At 70.0% G+C, this 16,622-nt stretch carries 13 protein-coding genes; 9 read left to right on the top strand and 4 right to left on the bottom strand.

The window, feature by feature from the left end; genetic code table 11:
* Positions 1-75: 75 nt before the first annotated feature.
* From ACFYOS_RS07695 to ACFYOS_RS07685, 3 genes are read right to left on the bottom strand one after another with little or no spacing between them, the layout of a single operon-like run.
* Positions 76-1,482 carry an ABC transporter substrate-binding protein gene (locus tag ACFYOS_RS07695; protein WP_387136725.1) on the bottom strand — a complete coding sequence of 469 codons (1,407 nt, stop codon included), beginning with the start codon at positions 1,480-1,482 and terminating at the stop codon, positions 76-78.
* Between the two features lie 33 nt (positions 1,483-1,515).
* Positions 1,516-2,361 carry a carbohydrate ABC transporter permease gene (locus tag ACFYOS_RS07690; RefSeq protein WP_387136723.1) on the bottom strand — a complete coding sequence of 282 codons (846 nt, stop codon included), beginning with the start codon at positions 2,359-2,361 and terminating at the stop codon, positions 1,516-1,518.
* Positions 2,358-3,323 (bottom strand): carbohydrate ABC transporter permease, encoded by a 966-nt coding sequence (locus ACFYOS_RS07685; protein WP_387136721.1) that lies wholly within the window; start codon positions 3,321-3,323, stop codon positions 2,358-2,360. The genes ACFYOS_RS07690 and ACFYOS_RS07685 overlap by 4 nt, the downstream gene beginning before the upstream one ends.
* Positions 3,324-3,643: 320 nt before the next feature.
* On the opposite strand from ACFYOS_RS07685, the gene ACFYOS_RS07680 reads away from it, so the two are divergent.
* From ACFYOS_RS07680 to ACFYOS_RS07640, 9 genes are all read left to right on the top strand, one after another.
* Complete coding sequence (locus ACFYOS_RS07680; RefSeq protein ID WP_387136719.1) at positions 3,644-4,360, top strand: DedA family protein; 717 nt, start codon at positions 3,644-3,646, stop codon at positions 4,358-4,360.
* 292 nt (positions 4,361-4,652) lie between these two features.
* The gene (locus ACFYOS_RS07675) at positions 4,653-6,782 is read left to right on the top strand and encodes a carbohydrate-binding protein (protein ID WP_387136717.1); all 2,130 of its coding nucleotides are present in this window, start codon (positions 4,653-4,655) and stop codon (positions 6,780-6,782) included.
* A gap of 195 nt (positions 6,783-6,977) precedes the next feature.
* On the top strand, positions 6,978-7,385 hold the full coding sequence (locus ACFYOS_RS07670; protein ID WP_387136715.1) for an MmcQ/YjbR family DNA-binding protein: 408 nt from the start codon (positions 6,978-6,980) through the stop codon (positions 7,383-7,385).
* 296 nt (positions 7,386-7,681) lie between these two features.
* A complete protein-coding gene (locus ACFYOS_RS07665; RefSeq protein WP_387136713.1) occupies positions 7,682-8,623 on the top strand; it encodes an ABC transporter ATP-binding protein in 942 nt (313 codons plus the stop codon).
* Positions 8,620-9,975 carry an ABC transporter permease gene (locus tag ACFYOS_RS07660; RefSeq protein WP_387136711.1) on the top strand — a complete coding sequence of 452 codons (1,356 nt, stop codon included), beginning with the start codon at positions 8,620-8,622 and terminating at the stop codon, positions 9,973-9,975. Before ACFYOS_RS07665 ends, ACFYOS_RS07660 begins: the two co-directional genes overlap by 4 nt.
* Before the next feature lie 88 nt (positions 9,976-10,063).
* On the top strand, positions 10,064-10,792 hold the full coding sequence (locus ACFYOS_RS07655) for a hypothetical protein (protein ID WP_387136709.1): 729 nt from the start codon (positions 10,064-10,066) through the stop codon (positions 10,790-10,792).
* Positions 10,735-12,735 carry a bifunctional YncE family protein/alkaline phosphatase family protein gene (locus ACFYOS_RS07650; protein WP_387136707.1) on the top strand — a complete coding sequence of 667 codons (2,001 nt, stop codon included), beginning with the start codon at positions 10,735-10,737 and terminating at the stop codon, positions 12,733-12,735. The genes ACFYOS_RS07655 and ACFYOS_RS07650 overlap by 58 nt, the downstream gene beginning before the upstream one ends.
* A 190-nt stretch (positions 12,736-12,925) precedes the next feature.
* Positions 12,926-13,714, top strand: coding sequence for an MBL fold metallo-hydrolase (locus ACFYOS_RS07645; RefSeq protein WP_387136705.1), 789 nt, complete (start codon positions 12,926-12,928; stop codon positions 13,712-13,714).
* A complete protein-coding gene (locus tag ACFYOS_RS07640) occupies positions 13,711-14,292 on the top strand; it encodes a DedA family protein (RefSeq protein WP_387136703.1) in 582 nt (193 codons plus the stop codon). Before ACFYOS_RS07645 ends, ACFYOS_RS07640 begins: the two co-directional genes overlap by 4 nt.
* A gap of 13 nt (positions 14,293-14,305) precedes the next feature.
* Here the strand turns inward: ACFYOS_RS07640 and ACFYOS_RS07635 are convergent, their stop codons facing one another.
* On the bottom strand, positions 14,306-16,606 hold the full coding sequence (locus ACFYOS_RS07635; protein ID WP_387136701.1) for an alkaline phosphatase family protein: 2,301 nt from the start codon (positions 16,604-16,606) through the stop codon (positions 14,306-14,308).
* Positions 16,607-16,622: the final 16 nt, after the last annotated feature.

The following is a 16,622-nucleotide window of genomic DNA, read 5'->3' as shown; positions in this document are numbered from 1 at the left end:
CCGGCCGACCGGCGCGTCGGCCCGTCGCGCCGCGAGCGGTGGGAACGGGCCGACGAGGGGTCCGGGCTGCGGCGGTCAGCCGGCCACGGACTGGTTGTAGTCCTTGATCGGGCCGGCCAGCGCCTGCTGCTGCTGCTCCAGCGCCGCCCGCGGGTCGGTGCCGCTGAGCACCGCCGCCTGCATGGCCTGCTCGGCGGCCTTGCGGGCCTGCGGCATGGCACCGAGCAGGCAGCCCTGGGTGGCCTTGGTCAGCGGGGTGTTCCGCAGCTGGGTGATGGCCGTCTGGAACTGCGGCCGCTGGGCCACCCACTTCTTGTCCACGTCGGTGTCCAGCGCGCCCTTGCTGATCGGGAAGTACCCGGTCGAGGTGTGCCAGGTGGCCTGCGAGTCCTTGTCGGACAGGAACTTCACGAACTCCCACGCGGCGCGCTTGTGGGCGTCGTCCTTGCCCTTGCCGACCACCCACAGGGAGGCGCCGCCGATGATCGGGCCGCCGGTGTCGGTGGCGTTGATCTTCGGGTAGTTGCCGGTGCCGATCTCGAACTTGCCCTCGGTGCCCTTGAGGAAGCCGCCCAGCGAGCCGGTGGACTCCAGGGTCATCGCCACGGTGCCGGCGGTGAAGGCGTTGTCGGCGGTGGTGGTGTTGCTGTCCAACTTGGGTGCCAGCCCCTCGTCGACCATCTTCTTCCACCAGGTGAGCAGCTTGACGTGGTCGTCGGTGGCGAGCTGCACGGTGGTGCCCCGGCCGTTGCGGCCGTTGGCCTGGTCGCAGTACTCCTGGTTGCCGGCGGCGGTCCACTGCTCGAGGAACCAGCCGTAGAGTGCGGCGCCGAAACCGTACTGGGTGACCCGGCCGCTGGCGTCCTTGACGGTCAGCTTGCGGGCCGCCGCGGTGATCTCGTCGAGGTTCTTCGGCGGGTTCGCCGGGTCGAGGCCGGCCTTGGTGAACGCCGTCTTGTTGATGTACAGCAGCGGCATCGAGGTGTTGAACGGCATCGAGTAGAGCTTGTTGTCGACCGAGTAGTAGCCGGCGATGTTCGGCTGGATGTCCGAGGTGTCGGTCTTGTCGACGTCCACGAACGACTGCACCGGCACGATCGACTTCGAGTCGATCATGAAGCGGGTGCCGATGTCGTAGACCTGGACCACGTCGGGAGCCTGCCCGCTGTTCAGCGCGGCCTTGTATGCCGACAGCGTGTCGTCGTACGTGTTCTTGAACTGGAGGTTGACCTTGACCCGGCCCTTGTTCTTCGCGTTGAACTGGTCGGTGAGCTGCTGGAGCGCCTCGCCGTTCTTGCCGCTCATCGCGTGCCAGAAGTCGATCGACACCTCGCCCTTGCCGTCCAGTGCGCTGGCTGCCGGCGCGCCTGCGCCGCCGCCCGCGTCGCTGGTGTTCGCCGTGGCCGAACCGCAGGCCGCGGCGGTGGCCGTGAGGGCGGCGAGCGAGAGCCCGACCGCCACCCGGCGCAGAGTGGTACGCACTGCTTCCTCCTACTACTTACTTGGGTGAGGTGATTACTTGACCGCGCCGGCCGTGAAGCCCCGGACGAGCCAGCGCTGGCCGAAGACGACCAGCAGCAGCGTGGGCACCAGCGTGATGCTGATGCCGGCCAGGAGCACGGCGGGACTGCCGCCCTCGTTGTCCTTGAGGGCGAACACCGCGGTCTGCAGGGTGTTCAGGGAGTTGTTGCTGGACGAGATGATCAAGGGCCAGAAGTACATGTTCCAGCCCTGCAGGAACGACCAGACGGCGATGCCGATCAGCGCCGGCCGGCTGGCCGGCAGCAGGATGGTGAGGAGGAACCGCAGGTGGCCGCAGCCGTCGATGACGGCGGCCTCCCGCAGTTCCCGGGGGAACTGCCGGAACGCCTGGCGCAGCATGAACACGCCGAAGCCGCTGGCCAGGAAGGGCAGGATCAGGCTGAACCGGTTGTCGTTGATACCGAGCGACCGGATGAACAGCGCGTTCGGCACCACGATCGACTCGTACGGCACCATGATCGTGGCCAGGAACAGCCAGAAGATCGGCCGGCGCAGCGGGCCGCGCAGGAACACCAGGGCGTACGCGGCCAGGCACGAGGTGACCAGGTGCGCGAGCATGATGCTCAGCCCCACGAAGAGTGAGTTCACGAAGGCGGGGGCGAGCGGCACCACGGGCTGCCGCCAGGCGGCCCGGTAGTTCTCCAGCGTCCAGTGCCCGCTGAAGAGCTGCGGTGGCTGGTGCAGCAGCGCGCTCGACGGCAGGAACCCGCCGACCACGGTGAGCAGCACGGGGAAGAGCAGCACCACCGCTGCGATGCCGAGCCACAGGTAGGTCAGCACGGTCGGTACCGGACCCGGACGGTTCACGCTTCTGCTCACCGGTAGTGCACCCGCCTCTCCAGGACGCCGAACTGCACCACGGCGATCAGCACACCGATCACCAGCAGCACCAGCCCCTGGGCGCTGGCCAGTCCGAAGTTGCTGTTGTTGTTGTGGAAGGCGTTGTCGAAGATCGAATAGACCAGCGTGCGGGTGTGCCCGTTCGGGCCGCCGTCGGTCATGATCTGCACCTGGCCGAGCGCCTGGAGCGCGGCCAGCGTGGTGGTGACCACGGCGAAGAACAGGCTCGGCGAGACCATCGGCAGCACGATGCTGACGAACTGACGGGGGCCGGTCGCTCCGTCCATCCGGGCCGCCTCCAGCACCTCCTCGTCGACGGCGGCCAGGCCGGCGGCCAGCACCAGCAGGTTGAACCCGGAGACCATCCAGACGGTCACCGCGACGACGGTGGCCATTGCCCAGCCCGGCTCGGTGGTCCAGTTCGGTGCGGGAACGCCGATCAGTCCGAGCACCCAGTTCACCGGGGACACGCCGGGGTTCAGCATGATCAGCCAGACCACGCTGGCCGCCGAGACCGAGTAGGCGAACGGCAGGGCGAAGGCGGTCCGGAAGATCCGCATGCCGGGCAGCCGCTGGGTCATCGGCGCGGCGAGCCCGAGCGGCAGCAGCACCCCGGGCACGACGACCAGGACGGTGAAGACGAGGGTCTGCCACAGCAGGGTGCCGAAGGCCGGTGTGAGCAGCTCGTGGAAGTGCTGCAGTCCGACCGACCTGGTCGGATTGCCGAGGATGTCGTTACCCCGGGTGGACAGGTACACCGCCTGGAACAGCGGGAAGATCACGAAGACGCCGAGGCCGGCCAGGCCAGGAAGGGCGAAGAGCAAGCCGAGTGCCGTCTCCCTGGCCCGCGCCGACATGGCGCCGCGGCGGGGCCGGCCGGGCGGCCGGCGGGTGGGCCCGACGGCCGATGGCCCCGCCGCGAGCAGAGTCGGAGCTGTCACGTCGGCGAGCCTGCACAGCCCATGCGTCCGAGCGGGGTGATCTTGTGGGCGATCAGGTGGCCGATGGCTGTCGCGGCAGTGACATTGCACTACGCACCGTCAGCTTGACGCATGGTTCGAGCTCGAGCGGCCGGTTGACCAGGGAGGTCAGCTTCTTCGACGCTAGGGCTCAGTAGCTGTCCGTGAGCAGCGTGGCGACATGCGCGATGCGATCGGGCACCTGCCGCTGGCCAGGCCACCGACGAACTGGCCGCCCAGTTGCCACCGCGACGTCAGGCCGACGTCCGACGGGGGATGCTTTTCCGGCCGAATCTGGCCAGATGTTCGACACGGTCGACGCGACGTTGGCCACGGTCGCGGGAAGTCCCTGGGTGCTGCTCGTCGTGGCGGTTGTGGCAGCGGCAGATGCACTCGTCCCGCTGGCACCGAGCGAGAGCACCCTGATCGCGGTCGCCGTGGCGTCAGCCGCCAGCGGACGGCCGCCGTTGGTCTTCGTCGTGATCGCTGCAGCGCTCGGTGCGTACGGTGGAGATCGGCTGGCGTACGGCGTGGGCCGCCGGTTTGGGCCGGCCATGACCGCCCGGCTGCAGCGGCGTCGGCGAACCCGCGCCATGGCGGAGCTGGCACATCGCGTGATGCATCGGCGCGGTCGCACGCTGATCGTTCTCGGACGCTACCTGCCGGGCGGGCGCTCGGCGACGGCGATCACCGCCGGCCTGGTCGGCTACCCGTTGAGCCAGTTCCAGCGGTTCACCGCGTTGGCGGTCACCATCTGGGCCGTCTGGGCGGCGCTACTCGGCTACGGCAGCCGCGCACTCTTCGACAACCACCCCACCGTGGGGCTCGCCCTCGCCTACACCGTCGCGGCTGCGGTGGCCGTGGTCGCCGGGCTGGCCCGCCGCCTGGGTGCCGGCAGACCTACGAGCACCACCCCGGCGGTGGCGAAGCGGAGTCGCACACCCACCCGACCCGAAGTGTCCAGGACGCCAGGCGTGACGCGCGTCGGTGACCAGGGCGGCAAACCGGTCGAGCAGTAAGCCGAGGCCGCCGGCGACCGACAGGGTAAGTCCGTCGGCATTGCTCGCCATCAATTCAGAGCTTGAACTAACCACCATCGAAAGTTAGGCTCCGCGAGCGGAGCCGGTACCACCCCTCCACTCGCAATCGCGGACGGCACCGATGTCGGCGCCTGTCGTGAGGACCCTTCCGTTTGAATCTGGAGGCGCCGTGAGGCGATCAGTTACTGCGGCACTCGCCGTCGCATCGGCAACGGTCACCGTGCTAGCAGCCACACCGGCGTCGCCGGCGACGGCCGCCCGTGGCAATGTCGTGACCGGGACCTACTCGACCGGCGCCGAGCACCGGTGGCAGTCCTTGCCCACCGTCCACATGGGCAACGACAAGGGAGCATCCGCCGACGCAACCGTCGTCATCGACCCCGGCCAGACGCGTCAACGCTACAGCGGCGTCGGGTTCTCCCTGGACGAGACGAGCGTCTCCAACCTCTGGAAGCTCGACCCGGCGAAGCGGGAGGAGGCCATCCGGCTGCTCGTCGACCCGAAGACCGGGGCGGGCCTCGACCGGTTCCGCGTGACGATCGGCAGCCCCGACGTCATCGAGCACCTGCCGTTCTGGTCGGAGGACGACCTGCCCAGCGGCGTCAGCGATGACTTCGACCTGACGCGTTTTTCGATCCAGCGCGACATCGACCTGCACATCATCGACACGATCAAGCTGATCCAGCACTACAACCCGCACGCCACGTTCTTCGCCTCCGCTTGGAGCGCGCCGGCCTGGATGAAGACGAACAACCGGTTCATCGGCGAGGTCGCGCTCCGGCCGGGCAGCACGACCAGCTACTACCAGGTCGGCAAGCTGCGCGATGACTGCATCGATGTTTTCGCCCGCTACTACGTCAAGTTCGTCCAGGCGTACGCGGAGCACGGCATCACGATCGGTGGCCTGACGCTGCTGAACGAGCCCGGCATGGACGTCGTCTACCCGGCCATGGACATCAGCGTGGAGCAGCAGCAGAAGCTGGCCATTGCGATCAAGCGCGAGTTCGCCGCGGCCAACCTCGACACCCAGCTCTACGTGCACGACTTCAACTTCTGGGACTGGCGCGACCCGAGCAGCACCGAGACGAAGAACTACTACCGCATCTTCGAGGACGCACCGGACGGCTCCGTAACCGGGGCGCAAGTCCGCGCGGCAGCCGACGCCATCGCCTTTCACCCGTACTGGGGCGACCCGACCGTCATGCGCGACGCATACGAGCAGTACGGCAAGCCCATCGAGATGACCGAGACGGGCAGCGTCTCCCCGGACACCCTCCTGAGCTACTTCCGGCTGGACGCCAGCTCGTACGTCATGTGGGCCCAGACCACCGACCAGGACGGCGGGACGCTGCACTGGACACCCGCGCGCGACAACAACATCGACTGGGCGGAAGTCGGCCGGACCACGAAATGGCCCAACCGTCTGGTCACCGTCAACACCACCACCGGTGACTTCACGGTCCGGGACGAGCTCTACCAGCTGGGACAGTTCGCGCGATACCTCGGCCCCGACGACGTGCGTGTGCAGTCGAGCGGCGAGGCGAACGGCATCAGTAACGTCGTCTACCGGGACAAGGCCCACAACTTCGTCGCGGTACTCCGGAACAGCAACGACGCTGACAGCAAGGTACGCATCGTGCTCGCCGGTCAGTCTTTCCTCGAGACGGTGCCGGCACACTCGTTCGCCACGTTCCGGTGGAAGGGCAAGCTGCCGCCGACGAAGGGCAATCACGCGCCGGTGCTGGACAGCGTCGCCGATGTGGTCGCCGACCAGTACAGCACGGTGCAGGTGCAGCTGACGGCGACCGACGTCGACGGCGACCCGCTCGCCTTCTACGCGACCGACCTGCCGGACGGCGTCAGCATCGACGGCACCACCGGGCTCGTGAGGATCCACCCCACCGTGGCCGGCGAGCAGGACCTGACCTTCGTGGTCACCGACGGCCGGGCAGGCGACAAGGTGAGGATCCACCTGACCGTGCGGCCGCACGGCGCGCCCATCGGCGCAAAGGTCGAGGCCGAGTCGTACGTGGAGCAACACGGCTGGGACGAGGGAGGCTGCTGCTTCGTCGAGAGCAACCCGGCCGCCAGCGGCGGCAAGAACATCGGCTGGACGGCCGCCGGAAACTGGCTCACGTACCGCATCGAGGTCGCCCAGGCCGGAACGTACGGCCTTGAGCTGCGGGTCGCCAACGGCACGGGTGCCGCCGCGGCGAACGCGCTGACATTCCGCGACGCGAGCGGGCAGGTGCTCGCGACCGTGTCCGTGCCGGACACCGGCGGCTGGGGTAGCTACCAGTCGGTGCAGGTGCCGGTCGCCCTGGCAGCGGGCGATCAGCTGGTCACGGTGTACTGCGAGACGGGCGGGTTCAATCTCGACTACTTCCGGCTCACACCGTAGGTCAACCGCCGTGCGTTCACGCGGCCAGGTCGAGTCCTCTGCACTCTCGACCTGGCCGCTGCTATTCATTCTCCGTGGCGGCGGGTGCGCTGCAGCGACCCGCGGGTCGTTTCGCTGTCGAGTCCTGCGGTACGGCGGAGCTGCGCGGTGGTTAGGCTGCAAGGATGCATGGGGCGGTGTCCTGGAGCGACCTCGATGGCTGACGCCGAGAATGTTCGTCAACTCGCGCTGGCGCTGCTCCACGTGGTCGAGATCGACAGTGACGGCTTCGACTTCCGGGTCGCCGGCAAGGGATTCGTCTGGTCCTACCCAGAGCGTAGACCTGGTAAGCCCCGCGTCATCCGGACCGACATCGCGGTGCTGTACGTCGGCGACGAAGCGGAGAAGCAGGCGTTACTCCTCGGCGAGCCCGGAGTCTTCTTCACCACGCCCGCATATGACGGGTTGCCCCTGGTCATGCTGCGGCTGGCGCAGGTAAGCGTCGATCGCCTGGCGGAGCTCGTCACCGACGCGTGGCGCATGCGTGCCCCGGACTCGCTCGGCGGTGACCTCGATGAGGGCGCCGACTCGTCCAGCCCAGATCTGAGCAGCGCCGACCAGTAGGTCGACATAGCGCTCCTCCGTTGCCGCAGGCGGAGCCTTCGGTATCCGGCCCGATCGCGGTCTGCCCCAGCCGCAACAGGCCCACGTGTCCCGCACCCTCCTCGGCATGGGTGTCCGCGGCGTTGTTCCCGCTCACTGACGCCGCCGGAGGTCAGCACAGCTGGCTCGGATCCGGCCAGAGTGGACAGGTTCCCTTGGATGCCGGTCGTCTCCCGTTCCATGAACGTTCAGCCAGCTGTCCCTGCCCGCGTTGGGTGCCGTCCCTAGGTTGCTTAAAGCTACGAAAGAAGGGGCTCATGGACGCACTCCTCGCAATCCGGGCTCGCGGAATCACCAAGTGCTTCGGAGATGTCGTCGCACTCGACGGCATCGATCTGGATGTGGCGCAGGGGCAGATCCACGGCTTGGTCGGGCCGAACGGCGCCGGCAAGACGACATTGCTCGGCCTCCTGCTGGGCCTGGCCGTCGCCGACAGCGGCCGCCTCGAGATCCTGGGTACGCCGGTCGGACGGGCGCTCGCCGCCCCCGACGGTGTCGCCGGCTTCGTGGACGGGCCCGGCCTCTATCCCTCGCTCACCGCCAGGCAGAACCTCGCCGCGCTGGCCGCTCTCCGCGGCCGCGACGTGCGGACGACGGGGATCGATGACGTGCTCGACCAGGTCGGGCTGACCGATGTCGCCAACGACCGGGCAAGCGGCTTCTCCCTCGGCATGCGTCAGCGGCTCGGGCTCGCCGCCGCCCTGCTCACCAAGCCCCGGCTGCTCGTGCTCGACGAACCCTCCAACGGCCTCGACCCGGCTGGCAAGAAGCACGTGCACGGCGTCCTCACCCGGCTCGCGGCGGACGGCACCAGCGTCGTGCTCTCGAGCCACCGCATGGACGACCTGGAGGCACTGTGCTCCGAGGTCACCATCATCGCCACCGGACGGGTCGTCTTCTCCGGCCCGCTGAGCAAGCTCGCCGCCGAGAACCGTGAACTCGACTACCGGCTGCTCACCTCCGACCCGCAGGCCGCCCGCCGGCTGGCTGTCGACACGGCCGGGATCCACGTCGTCGACGACGCCGGGACCCGGCACGACGGCGAGGTGCTCGTCGTGCGCGCGCTGGTGCCCGCCCTCGACGAACTGGTGGTGCGGCTCGTGCACGCGGGCATCGCGGTGCGCGAGCTCGCTCCCGTGGTGTCGCCGCTCGAGGCCGCGTTCCTCGCCCTCACCGAGCAGCAGGAGGCCCGCCGATGACCGCGACCATCGCCGACGTCCACGCTGTGAGTGCCCGCCGGGTCCCGGTGGCGCGCGGCTACCGCTTCGAGCTGGTCAAGCTGATCTCGCAATGGCGGATCCGCTTGCTGGTCCTCGCCTGCTGGATCGCGCCGGCGCTCTTCGTCGCCGCGGTGAGCCAGCAGAGCTCGCTGCCCGTCGACACCCTCTTCGGTCGCTGGATGCACGCGACGGGGTGGGCCGGTCCGCTGGTGGTGCTCGGCTTCGCGGGCACCTGGGGGCTCCCGCTGCTGACCTCGGTGGTCGCCGGCGACGTGTTCGCCTCCGAGGACCGGCTCGGCACCTGGCGCCACCTGCTCGTGGCGGTTCGGTCGCCTCGACGGATCTTCGCGGCGAAGGCACTGGCCAGCCTCACCGTCATCCTGCTGCTCGTGGCCGGGCTGGCTGGTTCCAGCGCGGCCGGCGGGGTCGTGGCGGTCGGCAACCAGCCGCTGGTCGGCCTCGACGGCCACCTGCTGACCCCGGGGGACGCCGCCGGGAAGGTGCTGCTCGCCTGGGTCTGCGTACTCGCCCCGACCCTGGCCCTCGCCGCGATCGGACTACTCGGGTCCGTCGCGCTGGGGCGGTCCCCGATGGGACTGCTGCTGCCCGCGCTGGTCGCGCTCGCGATGCAGCTCGCCCAGATGCTGCCGCTCCCCGTCGCCGTACGCCTCGCCCTGCCCGGCTACGCCTTCATCGCCTGGAACGGTCTGTTCACCAGCCCGGCACAGCTCGGCCCGCTCCTGATCGGCATCGTAGTCAGCCTGGTGTGGGCCGGGACCGCGACAGCGCTGGCTTACCTGCTCTTCCTGCGCCGCGACTTCACCAACCTGACCCACGACGGCTCGGGGCACCGCGCGGTCACCGCCGGAGTCCTGCCGCTCGTCGGGCTGGTCGCCGTGACGGTCGCGGTCGTCGCCGCGGCAACCCCGGCCACGGGCTCCGGGATCGAGCAGGACAAGGTGCAGGGTTCGGTCGCCACGGCATTCGCCCACCTCTACCGCATGCAGACCAGGCAGCTCAACCGCCCCGACGTCACCGAGGTGCAGCTGAAGGCCACGGCGACGTGCAACAAGGGCGGCGGCAAGCTCGCCGCACAGGGGCCGGGCAACGACTGGCGTTGCGTCGTCTCCTGGCATCTCCCCGACGTCGAGGCCGCCGGGACGGCCATCTACCAGCTCGACGTCACCGCAGACGGGCGGTTCGTGGCCGATGGCGACGGACCGAAGGAAGTCAACGGCTACTTCCTGGTGCGGACCCCGACCGGGGACGCACCGAACCCGCTCTGGCAGTTCGACGGCAACGTCGAACTGCTCCCCACCACGAAGGGATAACTCAATGCAGGTAACACGCCGCCGTCGGCGTGTCGAGAAGGACCATTTCGGCCTTCTCGGTCGACGCATCGGCCGCCGGATCCCCCTCGTGACGGCAGGCACCACCGCTGTCGTCGTCGCCGCCGGCACCGGCATCGGTTTCGCCCAGACGCACCAGTTCGGCACCGACCAGGTCGGCCAGACCACCGACAAGGGCCTGGTCGTGTCCGGCGACCAGTACATCAACCCGATCGGCGGCCGCCTCGTCATCAACAACGGCAAGATCATGTCGTCCTCGGTCAGCCCGGACGGCACCCACCTCGCGGCCTCGGTCACCGACGGTGGGATGGCGCTCGCCATCGTGGACCTGAAGAACTACAAGGTGCAGCAGCTCGTCGGCAACAACGCGGCGGCGAATCCGCGCATCAGCGGCAACGACGTGGGACAGGAAGGCCCCACGTACTCGCCCGACGGTTCGCAGCTGTGGTTGGGCCAGGCCGACGGCTACCGCAAGTTCACCGTGAACCCGGACGGCAGCCTCGCCAACCCGACGTTCATCCGGATCGCGCAGGACGGGCCCAAGCGCGCGCTGGTGGGTGAGGCGGTGTTCTCGCCCGACGGCTCCACCGTGTACTCCGCCGTCAACGGCCAGAACCGGGTGGTCGCCATCAACGCGGCGACCGGGGCCATCGAGCAGAGCTGGGCCGTGGGCAACGCCCCGCGTGACATGGTCAAGGTCGGGACAAGCTCTACGTCAGCAACGAGGGCGGGCGGAAGGCGTTGCCCGGCGAGCCCACGATCAACTCGTACAACACCCAGGTGCTGGCCGACCAGGTGACCGCTGCCACCCTCAGCGGCACGGTCAGCGTCATCGACCTGGCCGACCCGGCCGCCGCCCCCGCGAGCATCGACGTCGGTCTGCACCCGACCGCCCTGTACGCCAAGAACGGGGCGCTGTTCGTCACCAACACCGCCACCAACGACGTGTCGGTCATCGACACCGCGAGCGACAAGGTCGTCCAGACCATCGCCACCCAGCCGTGGCCGGAGGCGACAGTGGGCTACGAGCCCAATGCCGTGACGCTCACGGACGACGGCCACCTGCTGGTGACGCTCGGCCGCGCCAACGCGGTCGCCGTCTACCGGTACACGACCCCGCTGGAGCCGGTCAGCTACGTCGGCCTGCTCCCGACGGACTACTTCCCGGCGGAGATCACCACCGTCGGTAACGACGTGCTGGTCTCCAACACCCGCGGTATCGACGCCCGCCGTCCCAACAACCCCGCCGGGCACGGCACCCACGACACGACGTCGAGCCTGACGCGGTTCACGCTGCCGAGCGACGACGTCATCAGGTCCGAGACCGGCAAGGTGTTCAGCCAGAACGGCTGGCACGGCGGCTCGGTCACGCTGACCGAGGGCAAGGGCGACGCGAAGCCGATGCCGGTCCCGCTGAAGCTCGGCGACCCCTCGACGATCAAGCACGTCTTCCTGATCGTCAAGGAGAACCGGACCTACGATCAGGTCTTCGGTGACGACCCGCGTGGCAACGGCGATCCGTCGCTGGCGCAGTTCGGCGAGAACGTGACGCCGAACCAGCACGCGATGGCTCGGCAGTTCGGGCTGTACGACAACACGTACGACATCGGCACGAACTCGGCCGAGGGCCACAACTGGCTGATGCAGGCCGACAACCCGGAGTACACCGAGTCCACGGCGGGTGAGTACGTCCGCAGCTACGACACGGAGGACGACGCTCTCGGCCACCAGACCACCGGCTTCATCTGGACCGGTGCGCAGGCGGCCGGGAAGACCGTGCGGAACTTCGGCGAGTTCCACCAGTTCCTGACCAAGCCGGCCGGCGCGAGCTGGCAGAACCTGTACTGCGACACCAAGAACATGGCGACCGGGCAGGACACCGCCTACAACCTGGTCTCGTCCTCGCCGATTCCGTCGCTCAACAGCGTGTCGGTGAAGGGCTTCCCGAAGTACGACCTTGGCGTCCCGGACATCTACCGGTACGAGATCTGGAAGCGTGACTTCGAGAAGAACGGGCCCGCGAACCTGAACATGTTCTGGCTCTCCAGCGACCACACCGGTGGTCCGCCGAACGCGGCCGCTCAGGTCGCGGACAACGACCTCGCGGTGGGCAAGATCGTCGACAAGATCTCGCACAGCCCGTACTGGAAGGAGTCGGCGATCTTCGTGGTCGAGGACGACTCCCAGGCTGGTCTCGACCACGTCGACGGCCACCGTGCCCCGATCCAGATCATCAGCCCCTGGGCCCGGCACGGCGTCGTCGACAGCCGCTACTACTCGCAGATCACGATGATCCGGACCATCGAGCAGATCCTCGGGATCAAGCCGATGAACCAGAAGGACAGCGCGGCCAGCCCGATGCGTGGGGCGTTCACCCAGAACGCGGACTTCACTCCGTTCACCGCGCTGCCCAACCGGACCTCGCTGACCGCGGGTCTGGCGACCCCGCCTGCCTGCGGCGTGGACACGCCGGCGCCGCAGAACCCCCTCGCCGCGGCCGCGCCGTCGGCGACGGTGCCGGCGGACAAGCAGCAGGTGGCGGCGAAGTGGGACGAGTGGAAGTCGCACCAGCGGCTGACCGGGCCCGACGCCAAGCCGGACTTCGCGAACCCCGCGCAGATGAACCACTTCACCTGGTACCAGGCGCACGACTGGAAGAAGCCGTACCCCGGCGAGGACAAGATCTTCGCGCCGGCGGACGTGCCGGGCGCCTACATCCCGTCGTCGGAGTCCGACGGCTGACGTAGGCTGATCGCGTCAAGGGGCCCCTGGCCGGCGTCACCGCTGGCCAGTGGCCTCTTCTGTCCCGCAGGAGTTTTTCGCGGCTCATCTCGCCGCTTCCGGCCGGAATCCGAGCTGCCGTCCGTGAGGCGCGAGGGCGGCCATGGTCGGTCAGTTCGCGCAATGTGACGGCTAGCGCGGCTACGGTGGCATGCGTGACAGGGGCGGTGTGGGTGTGGTCCAGATGACCTGGTGCGGGCACAGCACCGTATGGATCGAGGACTCGGGGACCCGCCTGCTGACCGATCCGCTGCTGCGGGACCGGCTCGCCCATCTGCGCCGTCGTCGTGGGCCTATCCCGCACCTGCCGTCCGCGCCGGACGCCGTACTTGTGTCGCACCTGCACGCCGACCACCTGGACTTCGCATCGCTGCGCCGGCTGCCCGAGCACACCGCGCTGGTGGTTCCGGCGGGCGCCGCACGGCTGGTCCGGCGGGCGCTCGGGGCGGCGGCCGCCGGGCGCTGCACGGAACTTGCGATCGGCGACCGGATCACGGTCGGTGGCCTCGCCGTTGCCGCCGTCCCCGCCGCTCACCACGCCGGTCGGGGTCTGTGGTCCCGGCACCGCGCTCCCGCCCTCGGTTACCTGATCGAAGGCCGCGCGCGAACCTGGTTCGCCGGGGACACCGGTCTGTTCGACGAGATGGCCGATCTGAGGCCGCTCGATCTCGCGCTGATCCCGGTAGGTGGGTGGGGACCGACCCTCGGCCCCGGCCACCTCGACCCCACGGGGGCAGCCGAAGCGGTACGGCGCGCGGCGGCGACGTGGGCCGTACCCATCCACTTCGGCACCTTCTGGCCGGTCGGTTGCGACCGGATCCGGCCGGACCGGTTCTTCCGACCGGGCGACGACTTCGCTCGGCAGGTGGAGACGGTCTCGCCGGGCACCCGGGTGCGCGTGCTGCAGCCGGGGGAGTCGTTCACGGTGCGCCGGCCGTGACGGCGACGCTCGGCGCGCTGGGCTCGCTGATCCTGGTGGTGCTGTTCGGCTCGGTGGTCCCGGTGGTACCGACCGGCGCGGCGGTCAGCGGCGCCGCGGCGCTCGCCGCCCACCAGCATCCGGTCACCGTGGTCCTGGTCGTGATCGCCGGCGCCATCGGCGCGTACGTCGGCGACCTCGCGACGTACGGCATGCTCGGCTGGGGTGGTGAGCGGGTCGTCCGGCGACTACCCGGCCTGCGCGGACGGCAGCGGGTCGGCCTGGTCTCGGGCCGCGTTCGCGAGGGGCATGTCTCGACGCTTCTGGTGTCCCGGCTCATCCCGGGCGGCCGGGTCCCGGTGCTGCTGGCCGCAGCCGTGGCAGGGCTGGCCTGGCGGCGCTTCGCGGTCGCCAACGCGCCGGCCAGCCTGCTGTGGTCGGTGCTCTACGCCTCGATCGGGGTCCTCGGGCGGGCGGTCTTTCCGGAGCCGTGGCAGAGCGTTGTCGCCGCGGTCCTGCTCGTCGTGCTGGTCACCCAGGGACTGAGTTGGCTGAGCCGGCGCCGGCGGCTGCCGGATGATCCGCCGGCGAGCCCGTAGTCCGGCCGGATGCCTACGCGACCGGCCTGTGGTGTCGGTCGTGGTCCGGCTCGTTGTCCGCCCGACCGTCCGGCGTGCCGGCGTGGTCGTCGGCCCGCCGTAGCCCCAGCCGCCGCATCCAGCTGAGCAACTGACGGTGTACGTCGTCCGGGCCGACCAGTTCGCCCTCCTGCGGCCAGCCGGAAGGATGGATGAGCAGGGCCTCCGTCTGCCAGCCGCCGAGCCCGCCGTGGCAGCCCACCAACTCCTCGAAGGCCGCGACCTCCTCGAGGCCCGGGTCCACCGCGCTGATCACCACGAGGTCGCCGACGTGGTCCATCGCCTGGTGGCGCAGCAGGTCCTGGCGCGCCCGGGAGCCGTACGGCGCCAGCGGATCGTCGCCGTCGACGTGGCCGTCCCGCAGCCGGTGGCAGCCAAGGGCCCCGATCGCCAGCGGCCCCGCGGCGGAGTCGACCACGACCAGCCCGATGCCGGGGTGCGCGACCAAGCCGTCGATCAGTCCAGGGACGACGGCGTCGACCCGCTCGCGGGTCAGCCGTCCCGGTTGACGGGGCAGGTAGATCATCGCCAGGTTGCCCGACGCCACCACCACGGTCTCCGGATCGTCATGGGTGGCCGCTTCCTCCCGGTCGGCCGGCCCCAGGCTGACCTCGCCCCCGTCCACGTGCGAGCGCAGGGCCAACCGAGCGGCCGCGCCGGTCGCCCCCCGGCGGCCACCGACCTCGGTGAGCAACGTGTTCACCCGGCCCCACTCCTCGACGGGATCGGCGGCCTCGGCCGTCGTCGCGGCTGCGGCGATGGGCGCCGGCCGGCCGTCGGGCGCGATCTCCCGAACCGGGTGCGCGGTCAGCCGGGCGATCACCTGCGCCAGCGACTCGCCGTACCGCTGGCGGAACGTGGCGCCCTGACTCTGCCCGTGGTCGCTCAACACCACGATGTGATACCGCCGCGTCGCCTCGGCCGCCAGGCGTTGCAGGATGCCGAGCGTCTGGTCAAGCGCCTCGAGGACCGCCATCGCCTGCGGGCGGGCCGGTCCGGCATGGTGAGCCACCTCGTCGTAGTCCAGGAAGTCGCAGAAGACGACCGGCGCCCCGCCGGCCAGCTGCTCGGCGATGAGCGACACGTTCAGGTCGCTGAGCAGGCTTGCCATCGGCCGCAGCGCCAGGTACGAGCCCCGGCGCCGACCCCGGGGCTGGATGTCGCGCAGCCGCTGCCGCCGCGCCTCGTACAGCTCGCGAAGCACCTGCCCGGCACCGCGTACCACGGCGCGTGCGAAACCGTACGGGCTGGCCATGAACACCGCGTAACCCCGGGTGGACCGTCCGGGCAGCCCCGCACGGCTCACCGTGAGCAGGCTGGTGGGGGCGTCGCCGGAGAAGGCGGTGCTGATGCTGACGCCGCCGTCCCGCAGCAGACCCTGCCCGGTGGACAGGCGCTGCTCGATCTCGGCGGCGTCGCGGGGCCGGCTGGTCACCACCAGGCGGCCGGTGGAGCGAGCCCCGTTGTCGCTCACTGTCGACTTCTCGTACCAGCGATAGGCCGGCACTCGCAGAATGTCGCCGTACAGCAGGCCCGCCTGCGCCGCGGGCGTGGTCGCCGGAAGGCCGGTGTGCCAGCGGGTCATCCGGTGGCTGCCCGAGCGCAGCCACCGGCCGATCGTGGGCAGGTTGCCGGCGCGGATGGCCCACCAGACCAGCGGCGCGGCCACCCCGTCGAGCTGGACGACGAGCAGGCCGTCGGCTGCCTGCCCGGCGGGGGCCTCCACCGTGGCGCCGCCGCGCCGCCATTGTGGTCGCCACCCGGGGCGCCGCTCCCGCCGGCGCCGCACCCGGGTCATCACCCACAGCATCTCGCTCACGAACGCGTCGTCCGTTCCGGCGTCCGCGAGCCAGTTCACGACCGCCGCGAGCGCCACGGCGAGCCAGGCGGCGGCGAAGGCATCGGCGAACCCCGCCACGTCCGCTTCCGGATCCAGACGTAACGCGACGTACATGACGACGGCCTGCACGGATACGCCGATGATGAGAGCGCCGAGCCCGCCGAGCGTGGTGGCCAGGGCGAACAGCAGCGGCCGCAGCACCGCGCCGATCGCGGCGATCAGCCCGACCAGCCACAGGGTCGCGACCAAGCCGCTCGCGGTGACCCCCGGCAGCAGCCACAGCGTCGTGCTGAGCACCACGAACGAGGTGACCATACTGCGCAGCAGGGCACGCACCCGAGCGACCGTCGGCCGGTAGTCGCGCAGCACCCCCAGGCCGACGCGCACCGGCTGGGGCAGCGTCCGGTACTCCCCGGCATCCGCGTCCGGCTCCACTCGACTCACAATGCCA

It is taken from the genome of Micromonospora sp. NPDC005806 (assembly GCF_042871425.1).
Lineage (GTDB): Bacteria > Actinomycetota > Actinomycetes > Mycobacteriales > Micromonosporaceae > Micromonospora.
Note: the sequence above shows the minus strand (reverse complement) of the source record. Positions and strands in the feature narration are given on the sequence as shown.

Excerpts from the sequence above, each read along its gene's own strand:
- ACFYOS_RS07680 (WP_387136719.1), top strand. The coding sequence starts at position 3,644 with ATGTTCGACACGGTCGACGCGACGTTGGCCACGGTCGCGGGAAGTCCC.
- ACFYOS_RS07670 (WP_387136715.1), top strand. The coding sequence starts at position 6,978 with ATGGCTGACGCCGAGAATGTTCGTCAACTCGCGCTGGCGCTGCTCCAC.
- ACFYOS_RS07665 (WP_387136713.1), top strand. The coding sequence starts at position 7,682 with ATGGACGCACTCCTCGCAATCCGGGCTCGCGGAATCACCAAGTGCTTC.
- ACFYOS_RS07660 (WP_387136711.1), top strand. The coding sequence starts at position 8,620 with ATGACCGCGACCATCGCCGACGTCCACGCTGTGAGTGCCCGCCGGGTC.
- ACFYOS_RS07645 (WP_387136705.1), top strand. The coding sequence starts at position 12,926 with ATGCGTGACAGGGGCGGTGTGGGTGTGGTCCAGATGACCTGGTGCGGG.